Source organism: Enterovibrio qingdaonensis (assembly GCF_028683135.1).
GTDB classification, from domain to species: domain Bacteria; phylum Pseudomonadota; class Gammaproteobacteria; order Enterobacterales; family Vibrionaceae; genus Enterovibrio; species Enterovibrio qingdaonensis.
This window is the reverse complement of sequence record NZ_JAJUBB010000001.1, coordinates 430,572-450,630: the sequence shown is the minus strand read 5'-3', so window position 1 is coordinate 450,630 and position 20,059 is coordinate 430,572. Positions and strand designations below refer to the sequence as shown.

At 47.7% G+C, this 20,059-nt stretch carries 18 protein-coding genes; 3 read left to right on the top strand and 15 right to left on the bottom strand.

Annotated elements, in window-relative coordinates; all coding sequences use genetic code 11:
• The first annotated feature begins 2 nt into the window (after positions 1–2).
• A complete protein-coding gene (locus tag LRP49_RS02050; protein ID WP_274139833.1) occupies positions 3–419 on the top strand; it encodes a hypothetical protein in 417 nt (138 codons plus the stop codon).
• Positions 420–457: 38 nt separating this feature from the next.
• On the opposite strand, the gene trmY is transcribed toward LRP49_RS02050, so the two are convergent.
• The 13 genes from trmY to LRP49_RS01985 all read right to left on the bottom strand — a co-directional run bounded on the left by trmY (position 458) and on the right by LRP49_RS01985 (position 13,165).
• The gene (gene trmY / locus LRP49_RS02045; RefSeq protein ID WP_274139832.1) at positions 458–1,057 is read right to left on the bottom strand and encodes a tRNA (pseudouridine(54)-N(1))-methyltransferase TrmY; all 600 of its coding nucleotides are present in this window, start codon (positions 1,055–1,057) and stop codon (positions 458–460) included.
• Positions 1,058–1,229: 172 nt separating this feature from the next.
• Positions 1,230–2,909 carry an Hsp70 family protein gene (locus LRP49_RS02040; RefSeq protein WP_274139831.1) on the bottom strand — a complete coding sequence of 560 codons (1,680 nt, stop codon included), beginning with the start codon at positions 2,907–2,909 and terminating at the stop codon, positions 1,230–1,232.
• Positions 2,910–2,996: 87 nt separating this feature from the next.
• Positions 2,997–4,028, bottom strand: a complete 1,032-nt coding sequence (locus LRP49_RS02035; RefSeq protein WP_274139829.1) for a YeiH family protein — start codon at positions 4,026–4,028, stop codon at positions 2,997–2,999.
• Positions 4,029–4,040: 12 nt separating this feature from the next.
• Positions 4,041–5,051, bottom strand: a complete 1,011-nt coding sequence (locus LRP49_RS02030) for an Ldh family oxidoreductase (protein ID WP_274139828.1) — start codon at positions 5,049–5,051, stop codon at positions 4,041–4,043.
• A gap of 72 nt (positions 5,052–5,123) precedes the next feature.
• On the bottom strand, positions 5,124–6,293 hold the full coding sequence (locus tag LRP49_RS02025; protein WP_274139827.1) for a UxaA family hydrolase: 1,170 nt from the start codon (positions 6,291–6,293) through the stop codon (positions 5,124–5,126).
• 3 nt (positions 6,294–6,296) lie between these two features.
• Positions 6,297–6,584 carry a UxaA family hydrolase gene (locus LRP49_RS02020; RefSeq protein WP_078753842.1) on the bottom strand — a complete coding sequence of 96 codons (288 nt, stop codon included), beginning with the start codon at positions 6,582–6,584 and terminating at the stop codon, positions 6,297–6,299.
• A gap of 41 nt (positions 6,585–6,625) precedes the next feature.
• A complete protein-coding gene (locus LRP49_RS02015; RefSeq protein WP_274139826.1) occupies positions 6,626–7,633 on the bottom strand; it encodes an alcohol dehydrogenase catalytic domain-containing protein in 1,008 nt (335 codons plus the stop codon).
• A 15-nt stretch (positions 7,634–7,648) separates the two neighbouring features.
• The gene (locus LRP49_RS02010; protein WP_274139825.1) at positions 7,649–8,425 is read right to left on the bottom strand and encodes an SDR family NAD(P)-dependent oxidoreductase; all 777 of its coding nucleotides are present in this window, start codon (positions 8,423–8,425) and stop codon (positions 7,649–7,651) included.
• 14 nt (positions 8,426–8,439) lie between these two features.
• Positions 8,440–9,744 (bottom strand): histidinol dehydrogenase, encoded by a 1,305-nt coding sequence (gene hisD / locus LRP49_RS02005; RefSeq protein ID WP_274139824.1) that lies wholly within the window; start codon positions 9,742–9,744, stop codon positions 8,440–8,442.
• A gap of 88 nt (positions 9,745–9,832) precedes the next feature.
• A complete protein-coding gene (locus LRP49_RS02000; protein WP_274139823.1) occupies positions 9,833–11,140 on the bottom strand; it encodes a TRAP transporter large permease in 1,308 nt (435 codons plus the stop codon).
• A gap of 9 nt (positions 11,141–11,149) precedes the next feature.
• Positions 11,150–11,662, bottom strand: coding sequence for a TRAP transporter small permease (locus LRP49_RS01995; RefSeq protein WP_274139822.1), 513 nt, complete (start codon positions 11,660–11,662; stop codon positions 11,150–11,152).
• A 93-nt stretch (positions 11,663–11,755) separates the two neighbouring features.
• Positions 11,756–12,910: a TRAP transporter substrate-binding protein gene (locus LRP49_RS01990; RefSeq protein ID WP_274139820.1), complete on the bottom strand. Its 1,155-nt coding sequence runs from the start codon at positions 12,908–12,910 to the stop codon at positions 11,756–11,758.
• Between the two features lie 27 nt (positions 12,911–12,937).
• A complete protein-coding gene (locus LRP49_RS01985) occupies positions 12,938–13,165 on the bottom strand; it encodes a hypothetical protein (RefSeq protein ID WP_274139819.1) in 228 nt (75 codons plus the stop codon).
• A 239-nt stretch (positions 13,166–13,404) separates the two neighbouring features.
• On the opposite strand from LRP49_RS01985, the gene LRP49_RS01980 reads away from it, so the two are divergent.
• Together LRP49_RS01980 and LRP49_RS01975 are read left to right on the top strand one after the other, a co-directional pair.
• The gene (locus LRP49_RS01980; protein ID WP_274139818.1) at positions 13,405–14,463 is read left to right on the top strand and encodes a LacI family DNA-binding transcriptional regulator; all 1,059 of its coding nucleotides are present in this window, start codon (positions 13,405–13,407) and stop codon (positions 14,461–14,463) included.
• A 609-nt stretch (positions 14,464–15,072) separates the two neighbouring features.
• Positions 15,073–17,064 carry a methyl-accepting chemotaxis protein gene (locus LRP49_RS01975; protein WP_274139816.1) on the top strand — a complete coding sequence of 664 codons (1,992 nt, stop codon included), beginning with the start codon at positions 15,073–15,075 and terminating at the stop codon, positions 17,062–17,064.
• 37 nt (positions 17,065–17,101) lie between these two features.
• On the opposite strand, the gene LRP49_RS01970 is transcribed toward LRP49_RS01975, so the two are convergent.
• Complete coding sequence (locus LRP49_RS01970) at positions 17,102–17,638, bottom strand: hypothetical protein (protein WP_274139815.1); 537 nt, start codon at positions 17,636–17,638, stop codon at positions 17,102–17,104.
• Positions 17,639–17,643: 5 nt separating this feature from the next.
• Positions 17,644–19,782, bottom strand: a complete 2,139-nt coding sequence (locus LRP49_RS01965) for an LruC domain-containing protein (RefSeq protein ID WP_274139814.1) — start codon at positions 19,780–19,782, stop codon at positions 17,644–17,646.
• Positions 19,783–20,059 lie beyond the last annotated feature (277 nt).

Genomic DNA, 20,059 nt, shown 5'->3' with positions numbered 1-20,059 from the left:
GGATGACAGTAAACCCCACAGATGATCGAAATTACGCAGAATTGAACAAACCGTTGGCATTGATTATTTTGGTGTTAGGTTGTTCATTTTGTTTCCTGAACATAACGCTTATTTTGTCTGATGAACCTCACGGCGTTCTGATGACATTGATGTATGCCATCATGGCAGCAGTGGCATTATTCGTGACAGTATTTTGGGTGTTTGACTCATACCGGACGAAAGTCACCGACAGCTACATTGCGAAAGGTGAGGCATTGATTCATTGGCAAGATGTTGTGGAAACAAAACCGAGTGAGTTTTCTATTGTGGTGAAGTCTGCAACAGATAGTGTTGTTGTAAATTACTATGCCTATTCGGATCCTGAAGCACTGATTGCGAAAATTCAGGAGCTCGTACGGCGTTCTCAAGTGTCTGATTAAATAGAAAAAGCCCAAACTTTCGTTTGGGCTTTTTCTTATCATGAAAGTTGAATATCCAACTCGTTTTGGATAATGACCACACACTGAGAGGCAAACAGCATCTTTGGCCCCAAGCTGATTTTCTTCACGCCCATGCGTTTCATGCTGTTAAACGTCTTTTTCGGCATCGGGATATGGTCTGTCAGCAAGAAACAAACATCACCGCTGAATTCTTCTTCTCGAATTGGCGTGCCTTTTTTGTCCATCATGTAGACCTGGTAGTCTTCAACCAAGTCCTGAAGCAGCCTTTCGAAACTCATGGTTTGAACAGTGATACCAGGTTCAACCTGACGCATCTGTTCTTTCGTCATACCGACTGATTTGTCCAATGCCTTGGCGACTTTTGCCAAGAGAGCCTGCTCATGAAAACCGTTAAAGTCACTTATTTCATTGGGCTTAAAGCAAATGGTGCGAGAGAAATCTTGCGTGCTTTCGAGAACCAAATAAACGATAACGTCATCACGGTGTGATTGAGCAACGAAGATGGAGTTCATGAGTGTATGAGCCAAAATTTCAGTGTGGGCTTCTTGGCCCACCGACGCGAGCAACTGCTGGCTGTTTGTCGGGGCTGAACGTGCTCGAAGTACAAAGGCGCGCATAAAAAATCCTGATGAATTGAGTATTGCTGGTGCCTGCGCACATAAGTAAAAGGTATCTGCGCGGGGTTTTAGGGGGCGCATTATCCCAGCTTTCGGTCTCACTGTAACGGGAATATTGAAGCATTCATCGCTGAACGTTAAAAATCGATACCGTACCTAAGCGACAAAACGCCTATTTGTAACCGAGGATCTTAAGCTGCCTGTTTACATCTTCACGCACATCTCGGATTGTTCGCTCGTCTTGGCTATCAAGGGCTTGAGTAAACTGAATAATGAGTTGCTCGACCAGATAGCGTTCATCCGCGAGCTTTTCTTCATAGAGTCGATTAAGCTTTTCTGACAGCGCAATATTGGGCAGTTTGTCTCTTGGGTGTACTTTTAGTGCCGCAAGTCTCTCACGGCTGGCTTTTTTATCGTCTTCGCTCATGCCAACTGGCGTTCTATCGATGATTTTCTGTGTGCATTTTTGCGTGGAAACGACGGTAACATCGACTTCAAGCAACCCATTGATGTCATAACTGAATCGCACATCAATCGCCTCGTCACCCGCTTTGTTTTCAGGAACATCTATTTCGAACTCATCAATTTTGATGTTCTCTCTTACCCAAAAACGTTCACCCTGATACACGGCGATACGCACTTTGTTCTGGTTATCTGAAGTGGTGTAGTAACGTTCGACGCGAGAGGTCGGTATGACAGTATTCCGTTCAATTATCGGGCTGAATACATCCACTTGCCCGTTTCGGTTAGAGGCTACCCCCAAACTAAATGGGCTGACATCGGTGAGTACGATTTCTTCAACTGCTTTGTCACGCAGTCGGCAAGCGGCTTGTGTTGCTGCGCCCATGGCGACAACGAGATCGGGGTCAAGTGACGATTGACCGAAGCGGCCGATGAGTCGCGTTGCTAATTGTTGAACTTGGCGAAGGCGTGTTGCTCCCCCAACGAAAATCAGTTCATCAATGTCTTGTGGGGAAATCCTCGCGTCACTGAGTGCTTGGCGTAACGGCTGCGACAGACGCAACAGTGCAGATTTCCAAACACCATCAAGTTCATGTTGGGTGAGGGAGATGTTGTCAGAAAAAGGCTCTGGCAGGGAAACACTAAATTCCGAGGCGTTTTCACGTTTTGCGTCTTCACACGCACGAAGGATTTTAGCCTTATCAGCCAGTGAGAAATCGGCACCGTCTTTACTGATTTTCTCGATAACAAAATCAGCGAGACATTGGGTAAAGTCTTCGCCGCCCAAACGGTTATCACCTGCTGAAGCGCGCACGTCAACAAAACCGTCGGCATGTTCAACAACCGTGACATCAAACGTGCCACCGCCAAGGTCAAACACAAGGAAACGTCGCTCGTGAGATTCATGAAGGCTATATGCGAGACAGGCGGCGGTAGGTTCGTTGATAAGTCGTACCGCGATTAAATCTGCGAGTTCTGCAGCGTGATGCACTTGTTTGCGTTGTTGGTCACTGAAGTAGGCTGGCACCGAAATGACGACTTCTCGAATAGGCTCGCCAAGGTAGGCCTCTGCATCGGCTTTTAGCGAACGCAAAATAAGTGCGCAAAGCTCTGTGGGTGAGAAACGGTGTTTCCCAAGCTGATAGGTTTTTTCCGTACCGACATATCGTTTAAATGCAGCGGCGGTTTCTTGAGGGCGAGTGATAAGGCGAGATTGGGCGGCATCACCCACCAACACTTGGCCGTCATCATCAACGCTGACGACAGAGGGTGTTAAGTACTGTGCGAGAGCGTTCGGAATGATTTCCGCTTTGCCATCACGCCAGATAGCAATCGCACTGTTTGTTGTGCCTAAATCGATCCCGATAGCGATAGGTTGTTTATGGGTCATCCACACTTCCAATGTATGTCGTTTCCCAGCGAACCCTTTCGCTCCATTTCTAAACAGAAATGCGCAATATCGTTGAAAACTGGGACGTTAACCTATGAGATAAATACCCAATAACACCCATGCGGCAATGGCAAATGTTTCAATAACAACCATCAGAATGGGTTCATACCCAATCGTAAACAGTTTTTTCACCGAGGTTTTGATACCGAGTGCCGCGACGGCTGAAACCAGACACCAAGAAGACAGACTCGACAACGAACTTGTTACGCCTGCCGGAAGAATATGGGTGCTATTTATGGCGACGCAGACACAAAAGCCTATCACGAAAAAGGGCAGAAGGGGAATGTCGGCTTTTTCACAATCCTTGTCAGGATGGCTACGGAAATAAAGGGAAAGCAGCAGAATGACGGGTACCAATAGCGCGACTCTGAGGAGCTTGGTAATGGTGGCGTATTCGCCTGCTTGCGGTGAAATAGAGTAACCTGCACCAACGACTTGGGCGACGTCGTGAATCGTGCCTCCTAGAAAAATGCCGGCGAGTCTGTCATCAAACCCAAGCACGTTGACGAGAATCGGGTAAATGATCATGGCGATAGTACTAAACGCCGTGACGGCAATAACGGTAAACAGGGTATTTCGTTCACTGTATTTGTGCTTTGGCAATACAGCGGATATCGCTAAGGCTGCAGATGCACCACAAATGGCAACCGCCCCTCCCGTTAACATGCCAAATTGAACACGTCGGCCGAAAAGTTTGGCGATGAGCATGCCAATAGAAATGGTCAGAGCAACGCCTGCGGCAACCCACGCGAGCAGCTCCCAGCCGAGTGACATCATCTCTTCAACCGTGATACGTAACCCCAGAAGTGCCACCCCAAATCGCAGTACTTTTTTAGCCGCGAATTCAATGCCCGGTTGGCACTTAGGATCGGTGGCGAGAAAGTGAAAGGCGATGCCGAGTAACAGCGCGAATAGCATTTGTGGTGCGGCATAATGTGAGGCGAGAAAAGTCGCTGCGGCAGCAACCGTAACAGCGAGCAATAAACCAGGCGCAAGGCTCTTTATTGTATTTTTCAACGCGTGTCCGTCAGGCACTTGTCGTCGAAGGGAAGAAAGCATAAAACATCCTGTTTAAGCGTGTGAGTGATGGGCTAATTCGATTAGTTCTTCGTAGAGTGTGTCCGCGAGTTCAAGGCCGTTCGCCAAAACGTGTTCTCTTCGCTGAAGCCGTTTGTTGCCGGGAATTCTTACTCCGTCTTGCTCTGTCATCGCATTCAGTAGCATCTCAATACGCTCAGCAAAGTGTGGGCCTGTGCTGGAAGGGTCTATGGCGACCACGGCATGGCCAATGGCTGGTGGGTCACCTTCGGTATCGAAAAATGAGGATGCTTCAAAACCATACAGTGCGCCAGACAGCGATGCTGAGAGGATTTCCACCATCAATGCCAGTGCGGCACCTTTTGCATCACCGATGGGTAACATTGAACCTTTAACTGCTTCGTCAGGGTTTGTGGTCGGTTTGCCGTGTTCATCGATAGCCCAATCGTCCGGAATGGATTCACCGTTTTTGCGGGCCAGCAGTACTTTACCGCGTGCGACTTTGCTTAGACTCATGTCAATGACGAGAGGGGGAGACGTTGCTCGCGGGCAAGCAAATGCAATGGGGTTAGTACCAAAAATTGGCCGATGGCCTCCCCATGGCGCAATGGCACTCGGGCTGTTTGAAAACACCAACGCAATGCAGCCCTGCTTGGCAATACGTTCGGCATGAAAACCTGCTTGTCCAAAATGATGTGACCGATAAACTGCGCCCAGCGCTAATCCTTGTGCTCTTGCCATTGCGGGCAAAATACTGACGAGTTTATCCATGGCAGGGAAAGCAAAGCCTAGTTCCGCGTTGATATGGCAAATAGCAGGTTTTGGAATGGTGACTTTGGGTTGCGCATCTCCCATGACCTTGCCTACCTTAACTTGGTCGATATATGCGCTAAGGCGAGAAATCCCATGCCCGGGTTGTCCGTCTATCTCCGCCTGTATTAATGCGTTAGCGACGGAAACAGCACTTTCGTGTAAAACCCCTACGTTTTCCAACGCTAAGGAAACAAGATATTTGGCGTCAGTAGGGTCGATCTTTATGCGCATAACGCGTCCTCCATGAAAACGAATATCTTGCGAAATAGAGGCGGTGCTGGCAGCCCAGCACCGTGTAGTAGCTTATGCGCTTCGATACAGTTTGGTCAGCACGAACTCACGGTGACCAAGAGATTCTGCTGCCGTGTAACGGCCGTTTGCAGTGCGAAGTGTCATGTCGATGAGTGCATCACCCGCAGAGTCCATATTCAGCTCGCGGGCTAGAATACCTGAGACGTCGACATCAATATGCTCGCCCATGGTGCGCACGGTACGTGGGTTGGCGGTGATTTTAATCACAGGCACAATCGGGTTGCCGATAACGTTACCTTGACCTGTTGGGAACAGGTGAACGGCAAAGCCTGCGGCCGCTTGCAAGGTCACACATTCCGCTGCGGCAGAAGATGTATCCATAAAGTAGAGGCCAGGGCCTGCTGCAGGACGTTCCGCTGGTGTCAGTACGTCAACGAACTGCGTGGTTTTACCGATTTTCTGGTAGTTACCAAACGCCTTCTCTTCGATGGTGGTTAGGCCGCCTAAGATGTTGCCTTTGGTTGGCTGGCTATCAGACAAGTCAGAGGTCTTGTGCGGTTCAATCACCTCATCCATGTACGCCTGCCATGTATTGAGGAACTTCTCGCCGATTTCAGGAGAAACAGCACGCGTTGCACAAATTTGCTCTGCACCGGTTAACTCTGATGTTTCACCGAAACACAAGGTTGCACCTTGAGCTGACAATTTGTCGCACAAGTTACCTACGGTCGGGTTTGCCGCGAGGCCAGATGTGGTATCAGACTCGCCGCACTTCATCGAAATCCAAAGCTCGCTCACATCACATTCTTCACGGGTGAGTTCGCTCGCTGCTTGAACATATTCTTTTGCTACGCGAGACGCAGAAGCAATGGTGTTGATGTCACCGTTTTGCTCGATAGCAAAGCCCTGAACTGGCTTACCTGATTCTGCGATGCCTTCAACAACGCGGGCTGTCCACTCTGGCTCAATACCGATGACGACTACTGCAGCGACGTTCGGGTTGCAGCCAGTACCAATCAAAGTACGGAAGTGCAGTTCCAAATCCTCACCGAACTGCAAGCGTCCGTATGGGTGAGGAATCGCCAATGTGCCTTTAATGTTGTTGGCAACAGCTTCACAAGCTGCGTTCGACAAATCATCTAATGGCAAAATAATCACATGGTTACGTACACCGACACGGCCATTTTCGCGGCGATAGCCCATAAATTTATAGTTGCTCATGGCTTACCACCTCTTAGTTTTAACGTTTTGAACGTGAACATGTCCGCCTTTAGCGATGTCCGCGATTGCTTTACCGATGTCGTTGTCATACTTCAGGATAGTGTCGCCATCCTTGATATCATTGAGTGCCACTTTGTGACCGAGTGGGATAGCATCGAGTGCGAGGACTTCGATGGTAGAGTCCGTGTCCATGACCCATCCGACAAGTGTTTGGCCAGCTTCTAAGCCCTCAACCACAATCACGCCGACAGAGTCGGTCGAATCGTGGACGAGAAAATCTGGTTTTTGCATTTTCATCTCCTTTTGAAATAAACGATCTTTCTATTCTTGGGTTACTCTTCCGGTCGCAGAACTACTTTCGCAGCAGCAATGCGGCCATTAAGCAAATCTTCAAAAGCGTCTGCGCCTTCGTTGAGCGGACGTTCCTGAATCCAGTCAAGCGCGCCGAGCGCGCCGTTATGCATCGCTTCTAGCGTGGCTTTGAAGTCCTGCATGGTGTAGGTGTAACTGCCTGCAAACGTCACTTCTTGCAGGGTGAACTTGCGAACATCCAACCCTTCCACGCTGTCTTGCAAGCCAACATGAATGATCACACCGCCGGGTTTTACCGCAGCAGATGCCCCCATTCGTGTATGTTTGTTTCCAACGCAATCCACCACAAGATCGATGCTATTCGCGGTGATTGCGTCGTCTGTTAGTGGGTCTAAAACGGTGCAGACATTGGCTGAATTGACAGTGTCACGACGAAGCGCATTCGTTTCAGCTAGGTAAATCTGTTTGCAGCCTTGCGCATGAAGGGACAGGGCCGCGGCCAGACCGACTGCGCCTCCGCCATAAACCAAGGTTTTGCATTCAACCAATGGACGCTTGCTGAGTTGCGCGCCTTTTGTAACGGCGTGCCAGCCTGTAGCAATGGGTTCGGCCAGTGAGGCCTTAGTGAGTGACATACCGTCTGGTACAGGCACGAGATTGCGTGTTGGAACGGCGACAAACTCGGCAAATGCGCCTTCACGAGGTGGCATGGAAATGATTTCTCGTTTACCGCATTGGTTGGCGTACCCTGTTAGGCAGTGGTCACACTCGCCACAGCTGACTAGCGGATTAATGACCACGGCTTGTCCGTCCATTTCACCGCTTCGCACAATGCCTGCCCCTTCGTGACCAAGGATCAGTGGGGCAGGGCGTCGATCGTCGTGGCCTAGGTAGGCGTGCAAATCGGAACCGCAAATACCCACCGCGCAGATTTCAACCAATACCTCGCCGCTTTTTGGTGTCGGCATGGGTTCGTCACGGTACGCCATTTGTTGAGGGCCGGTGTATACCAGTGCTTTCATGTCCATATTTACGTCCTCTCCCTACTTTGCTGTGTAGCCGCCATCCAGTGAAATCATTTGCCCGCAGATATAATCTGACGCGCGAGAGGCGAGAAAAATGGTCAAGCCATCAAAGTCTTCTAATTGCCCATTTCGGCCTATTGCCGTCATTGAGGCATGGTGTTCAGAAAGCGTCTTATCGTTAAATACCTTTTCAGTGAGCGGTGTTTGGAAGAACCCCGGCGCAATGGCATTTGTCGTTATCCCTTCTTTAGCCCATGCCTCGGCCATTGCACGGGTCAGTTGTGCGACACCGCCTTTTGACGCGCCATATGGCACGGAGTTGGCAAAGGCGCGATAAGACTGTAATGAGCCAATATTGATGATTTTCCCTCGCCCTTTCTCTCGCATGCCGGGAAGACAAGCTTTCGCGAGAAAGAAGGGAACAGACAGGTTTAAGTTGATGGTCATGTCCCAACTTTCCAGAGAAATGTCGTCCGCAGGCTGGCGCAGGTTTACGCCAGCCGCATTCACCAAAATGTCCGGCGCGCCGAAATTGGTGTTCACGCGCTCAATGAATTGGGGCAACGTGTCGCGATTGAGTAGGTCGACCGTCTCAATCGCTGAATCACCACCTTCGCCAGCAATGAGAGCGGCCGTTTGTGCTAACGTTTCGGCATGACGCCCTGCCAGTACAACTTTTGCTCCCGCCTTTGCCAGTGCATACGCGATGCGCTGTCCGATACCTGAGCCAGCACCTGTAACAAGGGCGACACTGCCATCAAGACTGAAAAGGTGGTTTATTACATTGCCTGCCATTCTTTGCTCCTTGCTTATTCCGGTTGCAGGTTGAACTGCTCATCCGGGAAATATTTCGCGAGGCGTGCATCTCCCGTTTTTGCGTGTGCTTCCATACCTTCCAAGCGGGAAATACGCGCCGTTACTTGAGCCACATCTTTACTGGCTTCTCGGGTTGAGCGTTGGTAGGTCACAACCTTGAGGAATTTGCCTGCGCTAAGACCGCCTGTGTATTTAGCCGCTCCTTTTGTCGGCAGGATATGGTTAGGGCCGGAGGTTTTATCACCAAATGCGACATTGGTTTCTTCACCAAGGAAGAGCGAACCGTAGTTGCGCAGGTTTTTAAGCCACCAATCCAGATCGGCAGCGTGCACTTCTAAATGCTCAGAAGCATATTCGTCACTGACTTTTACAGCCTCTTCGCGAGTGTCATAGATAATGACTTCGCCATAATCACGCCAAGCGGCCTCGGCAGATTTGCTGTTGAGTTCGGGCAACTCAGCAATCAATTCTGGCAAGCGCTTCATGACGGTCTCAGCTAACTCCTCAGAGTCTGTAAGCAACCACGCCGGTGTGTTCGGACCGTGTTCTGCTTGACCAATGAGGTCAACGGCAACCAATTCGGGGTCTGCGTCTTTGTCCGCAATGACCATGACTTCGGAAGGGCCCGCAAACATGTCGATGCCGACGCGGCCGTAAAGCTGACGCTTGGCTTCTGCGACAAACTGGTTGCCCGGTCCTACTAAAATATCCGCGGGATGCCCTGTAAACTGACCAAACGCCATGGCAGCGATCCCTTGCACGCCCCCTAAGTTAAGGATGGTGTCAGCTCCGCAAAGGTTCAGGGTATAAAGGATGGCTGGATGTACACCTTCTTCGCGCCCCGGTGGTGAACAGGCAACGACATGGTCGACGCCAGCCACTTTGGCTGTGGTAACAGACATAATTGCCGATGCGATATGAGAGTAACGACCACCAGGTACATAACAGCCAGCCGCCTGCATAGGAATGAGTCTTTGTCCCGCAAACAACCCTGGAGAAAGCTCAGTTTCGAATTCTGACAAGCTATCGAGTTGCGCCTGTGCAAAATCACGAACGCGGTCGTAGGCAAATTGAATGTCTTTCTTCAGTTGCTCAGGCACCTTGTCTGCCGCTGCGTCGATGTCGGCTTGTGACACGACGATGTCGCCTTGCCAATTATCGAACTTGCGGGTGTATTCGATACAGGTTTCTTCGCCACCCTGTTCGATTTCTTTCAGCATATTGGCGACGATTGCGCGGACGTCGTCTTCACCTGTCGCAGCAGTTTTCTCTGCTTTTTTTAGATACTTAACAGCCATGTCGTTAAATTCCTCGTTAAATTTTGGGTGCAACTTCCCTGTCCGGCTTATTCGGGAATAAGCCGGGAAGGTTAATAATTTCAATCTGTTACAATGCCCAGAGCGAAAGCTCAGGGATAAACGCCAGTAGTAGAACTACCGTTAGCATGGAAATCACGTAAGGCCCCGATCGCGCGGCAATCTTAAGTACCGAGGTCCCTGTTATTCCGGAGACAACAAAGAGGTTTAGCCCAAGTGGTGGCGTTATAAAGCCCACACCCAGAGCCGTTACCATCATGATGCAGAACTGCACATCTGCCATACCTATCTCCCTCGCGAGCGGAAGCAGTATGGGTGAAAGGATCAGAATGTTTGGCGTTGTCTCCATAAAGCAGCCAGCGACAATCAAGATGCCAATCATAATGAGGATCAGCACAGTGCGGCTGTCAGTAAACGATGTCATGGTTTGCACAAAGGCTTGTGGTACTTCCAATGCCGCCAGCGTTTGCGCCAAGGGTAAACTTAACGCGATGATTGGCAGGATAACCCCGTTTACCTTCGCCGAGCTTTCCAGCATTTTTGGGAAGTCGCTGATTTTCAACGTGCCTTGGAACAAACCGATAATAATGGTCACCACAACGGCAACTGCGGCTGCTTCTGTTGGCGTGAATACACCAGTGTAAATACCACCTAGGATGATGACTGGCACAAGCAGAGCATAGCGAGCGTCAACGATCACCGAGAACCAACGCTTGATGGAGAATCCCTGTCGTGCGTTTTCGTAGCCGTGGATTCGGTTCATCACTACGTTTGTCATCATGATGGCCATCATAACCATGATGCCGGGAACTGCCGCCGCCAAGAACAGCGTTGAGGCAGAGATACCTAGCACTAAGCCAATGATGATATAAGCGATGGAAGGTGGGATAAGGATGCCAGTACAAGCACCTGCCGCAACCAACGCACACGCATAAGGTTTGGGGTAGCCTTGCTGAACCAATCTGTCGATGGTCATGCGACCTACCGCAGCGGCACCCGCAGCATCCGAGCCTGAGATACAGGCGAAGAAACCACAACCCAATACCGTCGCGCTACCAAAGCCAGCTCGCGCACCGCCCACACTGGCTTCTGCCACATCGAGCAGTTTATTAGACAATCCAGTACGAACGAGCACGTCACCTGTCAGAATAAAGAGTGGTACAGCAATCAATGCGAATGCATCAATGCCATCAAACAGTGATTCACCAAACAGTGACAGTGGCAAAACTTCAGTGATAAAGAGCAGGGCAATGGAACCCAATCCTAACGATACCCAGACCGGCACAGCGAGTGCTATCAGCACCAACATGGCGATCACGGGGCCATAAAACTCCCAGCCAAGTTCGATGGAGGTTTGTTGAACATAGTAATTCAGCATCCGTGCCTCCTAGTCAAACAGCTTGTTGCCTTCAAACACAGGCGTATTCTGTGCGAGGCTGCGAATATCCCGACGCATGGACTGCGCCAATCGGAATATCATCATTGAAAAACCTAACGGTACGGCTGCCATGAACCACGCTTGGCTGATCCCTAAGCCATGCGTGACGGAGCCAAATTTCAAAGAAATTTCGATAGGGTGAATGGACCAATAAAGTGCAAACAGTGCGACGATCAATGTGGCGACATCGCCCAATAAGTAGATAGCGGCTTTCCCTCGGTTAGGGAGGTAGTGAAGCAGAACATCAATGCGAATATGCGCGCGTTCTTTTACAGCTGCTGATGCGCCTACCCAAGCGAGATAAATAAAAGCGTAGCGTGCGACTTCTTCTCCCCATATTGAGGAGTAACTGAAGACAAAGCGTCGCAAAACTTCCATAGCAATAGTGAGTACGATGGTGGTGTAGAAAAACAGCAATAACCACCTCTCACCGTTCTCATCGATTTGTTTTAAGAGATTCATTTCGTTCGTCCAGCGTCCGTTTCAGATAGAGCGAGTGGAGCTGTTTGGGTGAGCGTGGAGCAGACCTCACCCAAACAGCGGTTTACTCAGCGTTTACACATCGTGTACGAACGGGCCGTCATTGTTGTTAGCAGCATCCAACAGTTTATTGAACGCCGCTTTTGAGCCTGCCAATTCAGTCTTAAATGAATCCCAAGCAGGGAGTTGGTGGCCAGCTTTCGCCGCCCAAAGTTTCATTTCCTCTTTGTCAGGTGCATAGAATTGAACACCTGCCTTGCTCAGTTCAGCCATGGCATAAGCACGTGCGGCTGGCACTTTTGCAAGGTTTTGCAACGAGGTCACTTCACTTGCGAATTCAATACCTTCTTGGATATCAGGTGGGAGGCTATTGAACCACTCAAGGTTACAAGAAAACACCTGAGAATCAGGGACTGAGCGGTTAAACGTTACCCAAGAAAGCACATCCTTGAAGCCGAAAACATTGAGAGCTTCTACTGATGGGTCGAGAGCGTCAGCTACCCCTTGCTTGATGGCTGATGGGGTTTCCCCCCAAGCAACCGGTGTAGGGTTAGCACCTAACAGGCGGTAGAATTGCTGCAGGATTTTAGAACCCGGTACTCGGAATTTGATACCTTCCATCTGGTCCGGGGTTTTGATTGGGCCTTCAAGGCCATTGCGCAAGGCGACAACACGAGGGTCGATAACCACATACCAAAGTGGTTTGAAGCCTTTTGCTTCCACTTTAGGATGGATTTCTTTTTTCCATGCGTCAGACGTGACCAGATTAATAAATTTCTGGTTCTCGCCGCACCAGTAAGGGATGTTGATAAGATCAACCGCAGGCGCGAAAGGAGCAAAATTAGAAAGAGAGTGTTGCGCTGCTTGGATGGTACCGGCTTGAACTTTCTGTGCTAATGCACCACCCGCCCCAAGTTGACCGCCCGGTGCCAGTTTTACGTAAACTGCACCGTTAGTCATGTTCTGGATGTTCTCTTTAAAATCGAGTTGCATGATAGGGTAGCTGCGTGATGCACCGATGATATACGCCGTCGCGATGGTCATGGTGTACTTGGCTTGTTTCTGTCTTTCTCGTTCTTCGTTAACCGCAGCTTGTGCTGTTGTCGAGGATAACAAGGCACCGGAGGCACCTGCGACGACAGCGGCCGTAAACCCGGCTTTTTTTGCTATTTCCAGGAAACGGCGACGCTCTGCATTCTGTGGGGAGTCATCCTTATTGTGAACAGACATATATCTACTTCCTTTCTGCGTTTTTAGTTACTTAGTCGAAACACCGTCAGCGTCTTTTTCTGCAAACAGCATGGCGACAACGAAAGTCAACGAGGTAAGCAGGAGCAACAAAAACTCCCAAACATCGTTAACACGAAAGATATTTGAATCCCCTGAAGCAATCTGAATCTTGGTGCCAATGACATTGAGCAAATACAGAGAAAAGAAGAAAAGAGAAGGTAAGTAACGCTTCTTGATGTTAAAAACAGAGCTCATACATTCAACCTCATAACATGTGTAACTGCACAATGTGGCTACTTATTGTTAGTTATAGTAGTAACCGCGATGTAACAAGGATGTTAAATGTAAGCGGTTACATTTTGAAGCGTAGTTGTGGAACAAATTCTCTGTCAAGTTTTTGGCAGGTTAATTTTTCAACACGGCTATAATTAGATAGTGTCCATATAGAGCTCACTATTGAGACGTTCTTAGAAGAAGCTAATGAAAACAGGACGATGGCTAAAGAGATAAATACAGCACGTAAGCGCTTACAAAAACGAACATCAGATTCCCCAAAAGCCGAGGATGTAGCGAAAGCTGCAGGCGTATCTACGGCGACAGTTTCACGCTATCTCGCCAATCAAGATTCAGTGAGTGAAAAGCGTGGGGTGTTGATCCAAAAGGCGATTGAGTCACTGGGTTATATTCCACACGGTGCCGCGCAAGCATTGGCATCTCAGCGGACGAAAACTATTGGTGTGATTGTCCCTACGTTAGACAACGCAATATTTGCAGAAGGCATTCAAGCATTTCAGCGTCGATTGCAGGAAAAAGGCTTTACGCTGTTTATTGCGAGTTCCGACTACTCGTTGGATGAGGAGTTGGCACAAGCTGAACGGCTGGTTACTCGTGGGGTTGAGGGACTAATGTTGGTCGGGTCTGAACATCACTCGCAGCTATTTGATATCCTCGAAAAAAAACAGATTCCTTACCTTTATACGTGGTCGTATAAACCCGATCTTGGGCATCCTTGCATTGGTTTTGACAATCATCTCGCGTCGTCCCGCCTCACTCAGTATTTGTTGGATTTGGGGCATAAGAGTTTTGCTGTGATCCCAGGTATCGTTCACGATAACGACCGTACCAGAGACAGGCTAGACGGGTGCTTGGCGACGTTGGAGCAAGCTGGAATTCATTTAACCAAAGATCGTATTGTTGAATGTCACTACGATTTGTCTGAAAGCAGACAAGTTATGAAGAAATTTTTGGCGATGGAGTCACGTCCGACAGCCATAGTTTGTGGTAATGACATCATCGCGATGGGTGCGTTACTGGAAGCGCAACATCAGGGTATAAAAGTGCCGGATGCAATATCCATTGTGGGCTTTGATGACTTAGCTCTGTCTTCGCATTTTCAGCCAGCGTTAACAACAATGCATGTCCCTTCGAGAGAAATGGGTGAACGTGCTGCGGAATATTTACTTGCCTCCTTAGAGCATGAATCTGTTCAAGAATGCTATGAATTGGAAGCCAAGTTGGTAGTGAGAGAAACAACGGCCAAACCTCGCGTATAGGGAGTCATTCCGCCTAAAAGGAAATGCTGCAAATACGTTCCATTTAATTTACATGCAACCATTTATATGGTTGTAAAAATGTAAGTGTGAATATGTTTTGAGTGGAATTTGTTAAAACATCTCGTGTTAATGGATGATAGGGGTTTTGTTAATCGTGAATAACGGCATGTTGAATGTGTGGGTGTTATTTTCTGTAAATAAATGATAATTGTACAAAATACAAACCAACTGGATGGATTGGATTCATGTACTAGTGGGTTGACATGATAAAACTGTTTCAATATATTAACCGCGAAACATCTGTTTACATTATGAGTTCATTCTCAATGTAAGTGTGAGACCTCTTTCTTTTCTAATGATTTTTAACTGCACAAATTTTAACTACGACGTTATTGCATAAAAATTAATTTAAACTATCAGTTTGCTATCTGATTTATGGTGTTGCTTTTTTGGTTTTCACGGACGCATAAATATCGTTCTAAACCTTACTCAAATTCTATTGATTAAAGCTTTATCTATTTCATATTTATGTGTGTGTTTTGTTCAAAATAAAAGATGGTTTTACTTTGATGTATTAAAAATAATTTCATAAACAACATTGAGTAGGTTATGACGATAACAAAAAAATCATCTTTCTGGCTTACAGACTTTTCGCTGCGAACTTTACTATTATCACCCGTTGTAATTACGTTGTCTGTGTCCGCGTTAATATCTGCTGTACTATATTTTTACCTTGCTGAAGTAAAAGGCTCGGTTGACTATTCAACATTGAGAGCAGAAAGGGCGGAGTCGGCGGCTAAGTTAGACAGTGATTGGAACAACATCCGTGTAGAGAGTCGAGATCTTCTTAAGGAAAGTACGGAAAACTTGCAAAATGAATACGTCAGAATAAAGGGTGATATTGAGAGAATACAGACTCTTATCAAAGAAGATTTTATTTCTGACCCGGACATGTCTTCTGAAACGAAAGAGGACATGAGAGAAACACTGAAAAATATAGAAAATTATCGCTTAACCTTGTCCCAATCGATTGAACAGTATCAACGCGTGCATAGGCAGTGGTGGGAAGATACGCCGCTCTTATGGGGCGCACTATTTTCGATGACATCTGAGGTGAACGCCTATGCCGATAAGAACAGTAATTTTGATGTCATTACGTGGAATAAAGATGTTTCTGATCTAGTAAGAAACCTGGATGGTTACTACTCTAGCTTGTCTCTTAGTGTTTTTCGTCGAGCTGTTGTCAATGAAGATAAAACATTGTCATACTTGAGCGATGCTATTGATATAGTTAATAAATACACGTGGATTCAGCCAGTTAAAGACTTTAAAAATACAACAATACGAGGTTATGAAAATTCCACGAAGGTTGTGCTTTCAGGACTTAAAGATGACGGATTGTTTTCAAAAGAACGCGATGCATTAGCGAATAAAATCAGCACTGATCTTTCTGCAGTTATTTCTAGAAACATGGTTATGCTGCATGACGCGAACCAGAATTCAATGAATTTGGCTTCCAAGGCGATAACAATTCAAGGCGCGTCGTGGATTCTTTCTGTGCTTTTATCCGTCACTTTGTGCATTTTTATTATTAATAAAATTAACGGTATTTTCGGTCGATTGGTTAATTCAATGAAGTCTATGGCAAATAAAGACTTCTCAGTTTTAACCAATATTCGCGGTAAAAATGAATTGGCATCGTTGGCAATGAGTTCTGACGCGACGGTTGAATCGATCAATGGCGTGCTTGAAGATGTGAGATCTCAGAGTGTGGAGATTTCAGCAAGTGCTACCGAGCTAGCTACCGTCATGTTGCAAAGTACCGCAAATGCGGAAGAGCAGAGTTCTCAAGTTCAGCAAATTGCAGCAGCAGTGACGGAAATGTCGACATCGGCAAGTATTGTTGCAGAATCAGCAAGAATGACAGAGTCAAAAGCAGAAAATGCGTTCAAGGCGTGCCAAGAAGGTCAGATTCTGGCGGAAGAAAATAGCGTACAAGCTGATAATCTGACGGTGCAATTGGGTGATACCGCGTCGGTAGTAGAGCTACTTAAACAGCGTTGCCACAGTATCAATGAGGTTGCTACCGTTATCAGCACGATATCTGATCAGACAAATTTGCTGGCACTAAACGCCGCTATTGAGGCCGCTAGGGCGGGTGATGTAGGGCGAGGCTTTGCGGTCGTGGCGGATGAAGTACGTGCGCTTGCGGCGAAAACGCAAACATCGACTGAACATATCAAAACAATCATTGAGGAACTGCAGAGCCAATCTGATATTGCGAAGCTCAAAGTTGATGATTGTTTGGAAAAGGTTGATCAAGTAAGAGAAACATCATCCGTTGTGGTGGATAAAATGACCGCTACGCAGCTTTCTGTATCAGAGATAAATGATAGCTCATCTGAAATGTCAGAAGCTGCTCAGCAACAGTCTCAAGCGATTGAGGAAATCAGTGAGTCTTTGAATGGCATTACAGACATCATTTCTCAAAATGTGGTGGGTATTGATCAATCGAGTCAGGCTTCAAACTTCTTGTCTGACATCGCTGAACGCCAAAGCAGTCGCTTAAATGAGTTCAAGCTAAAATCAAACGCCTATTAATACAAAAAGAAAACCCCGACAAGCGGGGTTTTCTTTTTCACCAAATCCAACTGGTTTCCGTGTTGGGTATCCGCTTTTGTATGGGCGTGGTGCCATCATCAAACCACACTTCTGCAAGCAGGTAGTATTGCGATGTTGTGTTGACAATGTCGACAGTGCCTTGACCGTTAATAAGCTGAGCTGCGACCAATCTGCTATTGTAATCGGCTGAATAGCTACCATCATTGTTTGCTGAAAAATTTCGATACAAAGTGATGGTCGCATTGGACGCAGCGTAACCGCTGACATCAACCACAAAGCTCTGTTGAACATTTGGATTGTAAGAAAAAGAGTCAGGAACAACCATCGAGCTCATGGATGTGGCCGAGCTACCTACCGTGGCGGGAATGTTCGCGACGCCGCCAGAGGTATCGACCAACATTGATGTAGAGTTTGAGCTAGAGCTGCTTTCTTCTTCCGAAGGTGAATTATCAGTGCTGATTCCCGTCGTTGTGGTATCTCCGTCTCCACCACCTCCACATGCAGTGAGAAGGGCGGTCATCGCGATAATTGATAAATATTTATGATTAATCATGATGGTTACTCCTCAACACTGTAGTATTTGTTTTCGGTCGCTTTTTCGAGCAAATACCAGTCCACATTATTCTCACCGCCAGTCTCTGCATAGCCCGCAAGTTCAGAATAGACTTCCACTACGTCAACGTGTTCGCGCGGCCAGTGCCAATCGTCAGGTACAAGGATTGCCCACGGTAGGTTATCTGATGTTTTGAAGTAGCGGTTTGTTGCTGGGTCGCTAGAGTCTGACCACCATCCATACCAGTAGGTATCAAACTGCTCAGTTGGTGCCTGATCAGGTAGGTGTACTTCTAAGCCGCGGCCAGGGTTATACCAGAGACCATCACGCACATAAGCCCCAGGTGTGGCAAACATGAATGGGTTATAAGGCATGGCTGAAAGTAGGCTGGTGTCGACGTCGGCATTAAAGTAAATGTCTAATTCGAACTCAAAGGACAAGTCTTCCTGACAATGTTGCGCGGTACGGTAGTACATACAACTCGCAGGAATTTTCGTTTTCAGATCATCTGAAATAATGAATATCGCTTCTGTAGAACCCGCTTCGAGCCCATTTTCTGCTTGTTCTACACCGTTATACGAAAGCGTTGTCGTCGCAGCAATGTCTTCACGGTTCAGCCCTTCTAGCCTAAACGCAAACCCATTGTGATAGCCTGCGCCGTATGCTGCTAAATGGCCTTGAATGTGGACGCGTGTGATGTCATTTGACTGGTCAAGTGTCTCGGTGATTTTGAATTTGATTGCAACATCATTCATGTCGTAATCGCCTTCTTTTGGCCAGTTATCTTCAAAAGCAATGGTTGCATAGCCGCTAGCACTTGGGTAGTAGCGAAGAGATGAACCATTTTCCATGATGATGACTGGATGGTCTTCTACCTCACCCGTCGTTGCACCGCCGTAGTAATTGAGGCCGGATTGTTGGGCGAAGCGGAAGCGAGCCCAGCTAGAACCAATTGTTGCACCGGCTGGAACGGCAATGTTGTAAGCATTGTTGCCTGAATTGGTGAGATCATCACTGATAATTTTTTCACCGCTGTCTGCAAAGTCCCCATCACCGTTCCAGTCAATCCACGCAGATAAGTAGCCGCTGGTGGAAGCCTGAACGGATATTTGTGCGTTTTGGCCAGCACGCAAACCCGTGACGAAACCGACGCCGTCTTCATCAGCAACACCGGCTTTATTGTCGTCGAGCGGAGATTGGAAACCGTTGCCTTCGCTATCTGGTGCGACAGAACCGAGGTAATAGCCGGAGTCGACTTCATGGCGAGGACCATTTGATTCCAGCAGTGTCATATACGAATCGGGCGCATCACCAAAGTCGATGGTAGAGTCTTCGTCAATCACTGGCGCATCTTCACAACGGGCACCGTCGTTTTGGCCCGACTTGGGGCCGTCAGCGAATTTGACTGCAGGTACTACGCCGCTGTCTATTTTCGCTTGCGTTGAGAGGTCAATTCGATAGATGTTTCCGTCAGAGTTTCTGGAGATGTAGTAGTAGCCATCAACATCGAAATAGCCTGCACCAAACGTTCCCGTTACGCCAATGTTACCAATGAAGTCAGTGTCTCCATTCCCGGTATCAATGGTGTAGAGTTTGCCGTTGGCGTTATTGACCGCAAACAGCTGGTCGTTGTGAGGATGGAACGCAAAGTCAGTGAGCCCTAGAGACACGCTGTCCGTAATTGTCTCGGCAGTCAGCGTCGCGGTTGGGTCGGAGTCTAATGGCGAGAGGTCAATTTTAAACAGACCGTGACTCGTGTGATAAAGGTAGTAGTATCGGTCATACACGTCACCCACAAAGAAGTGAACGTCCGGAAGGCCGGTAACGTCAACCGTTTCTGCTTGGAAGTCGCTGCCTAGTCTAACAACACTATGGGTGGATTTTTCTACACCATAAATATATTTATGGTTGAACCCATCGCCGTCTCCAATGCCGTTATCAAAGCCAATCGCGTTGATGCCATTGTTGGTCATACCTACATCATTTGTGATGAGGTTAGTGGACCCTGTGACAAGGTTTACGCTATAGACTTGAACGGGTTTTGATTGGAATAAATAGGCCTTACTAGGACAGGTATCAAATGGCCCTGCAGTTGCAAGTGGAGATATCAGCACGAGCCCTGTCAAAGATAACTTGTAAGACATAGGACGCTCCTCAATGGAATGTTGCAAATACCTACTCAAGTAACGTGCCATTTTTAACTAATTGAAATATATAATTATTTCATAATGGTTTTTATATTGAGATACTCTTTTATGTCAATCTGACAGTCATTCCGGCAAAGCGAAGTGTCCCATTTCTCAATATGAGAAAACTGTCTATCCCCAGAATAAGGGAAAATGAGTCAGTGCCAATTAACGCGGAATCTCATTGTCAGTTAGCGGATGTCATTGCTGGCTGTGTGTCTGCGAAAGCTAAAAC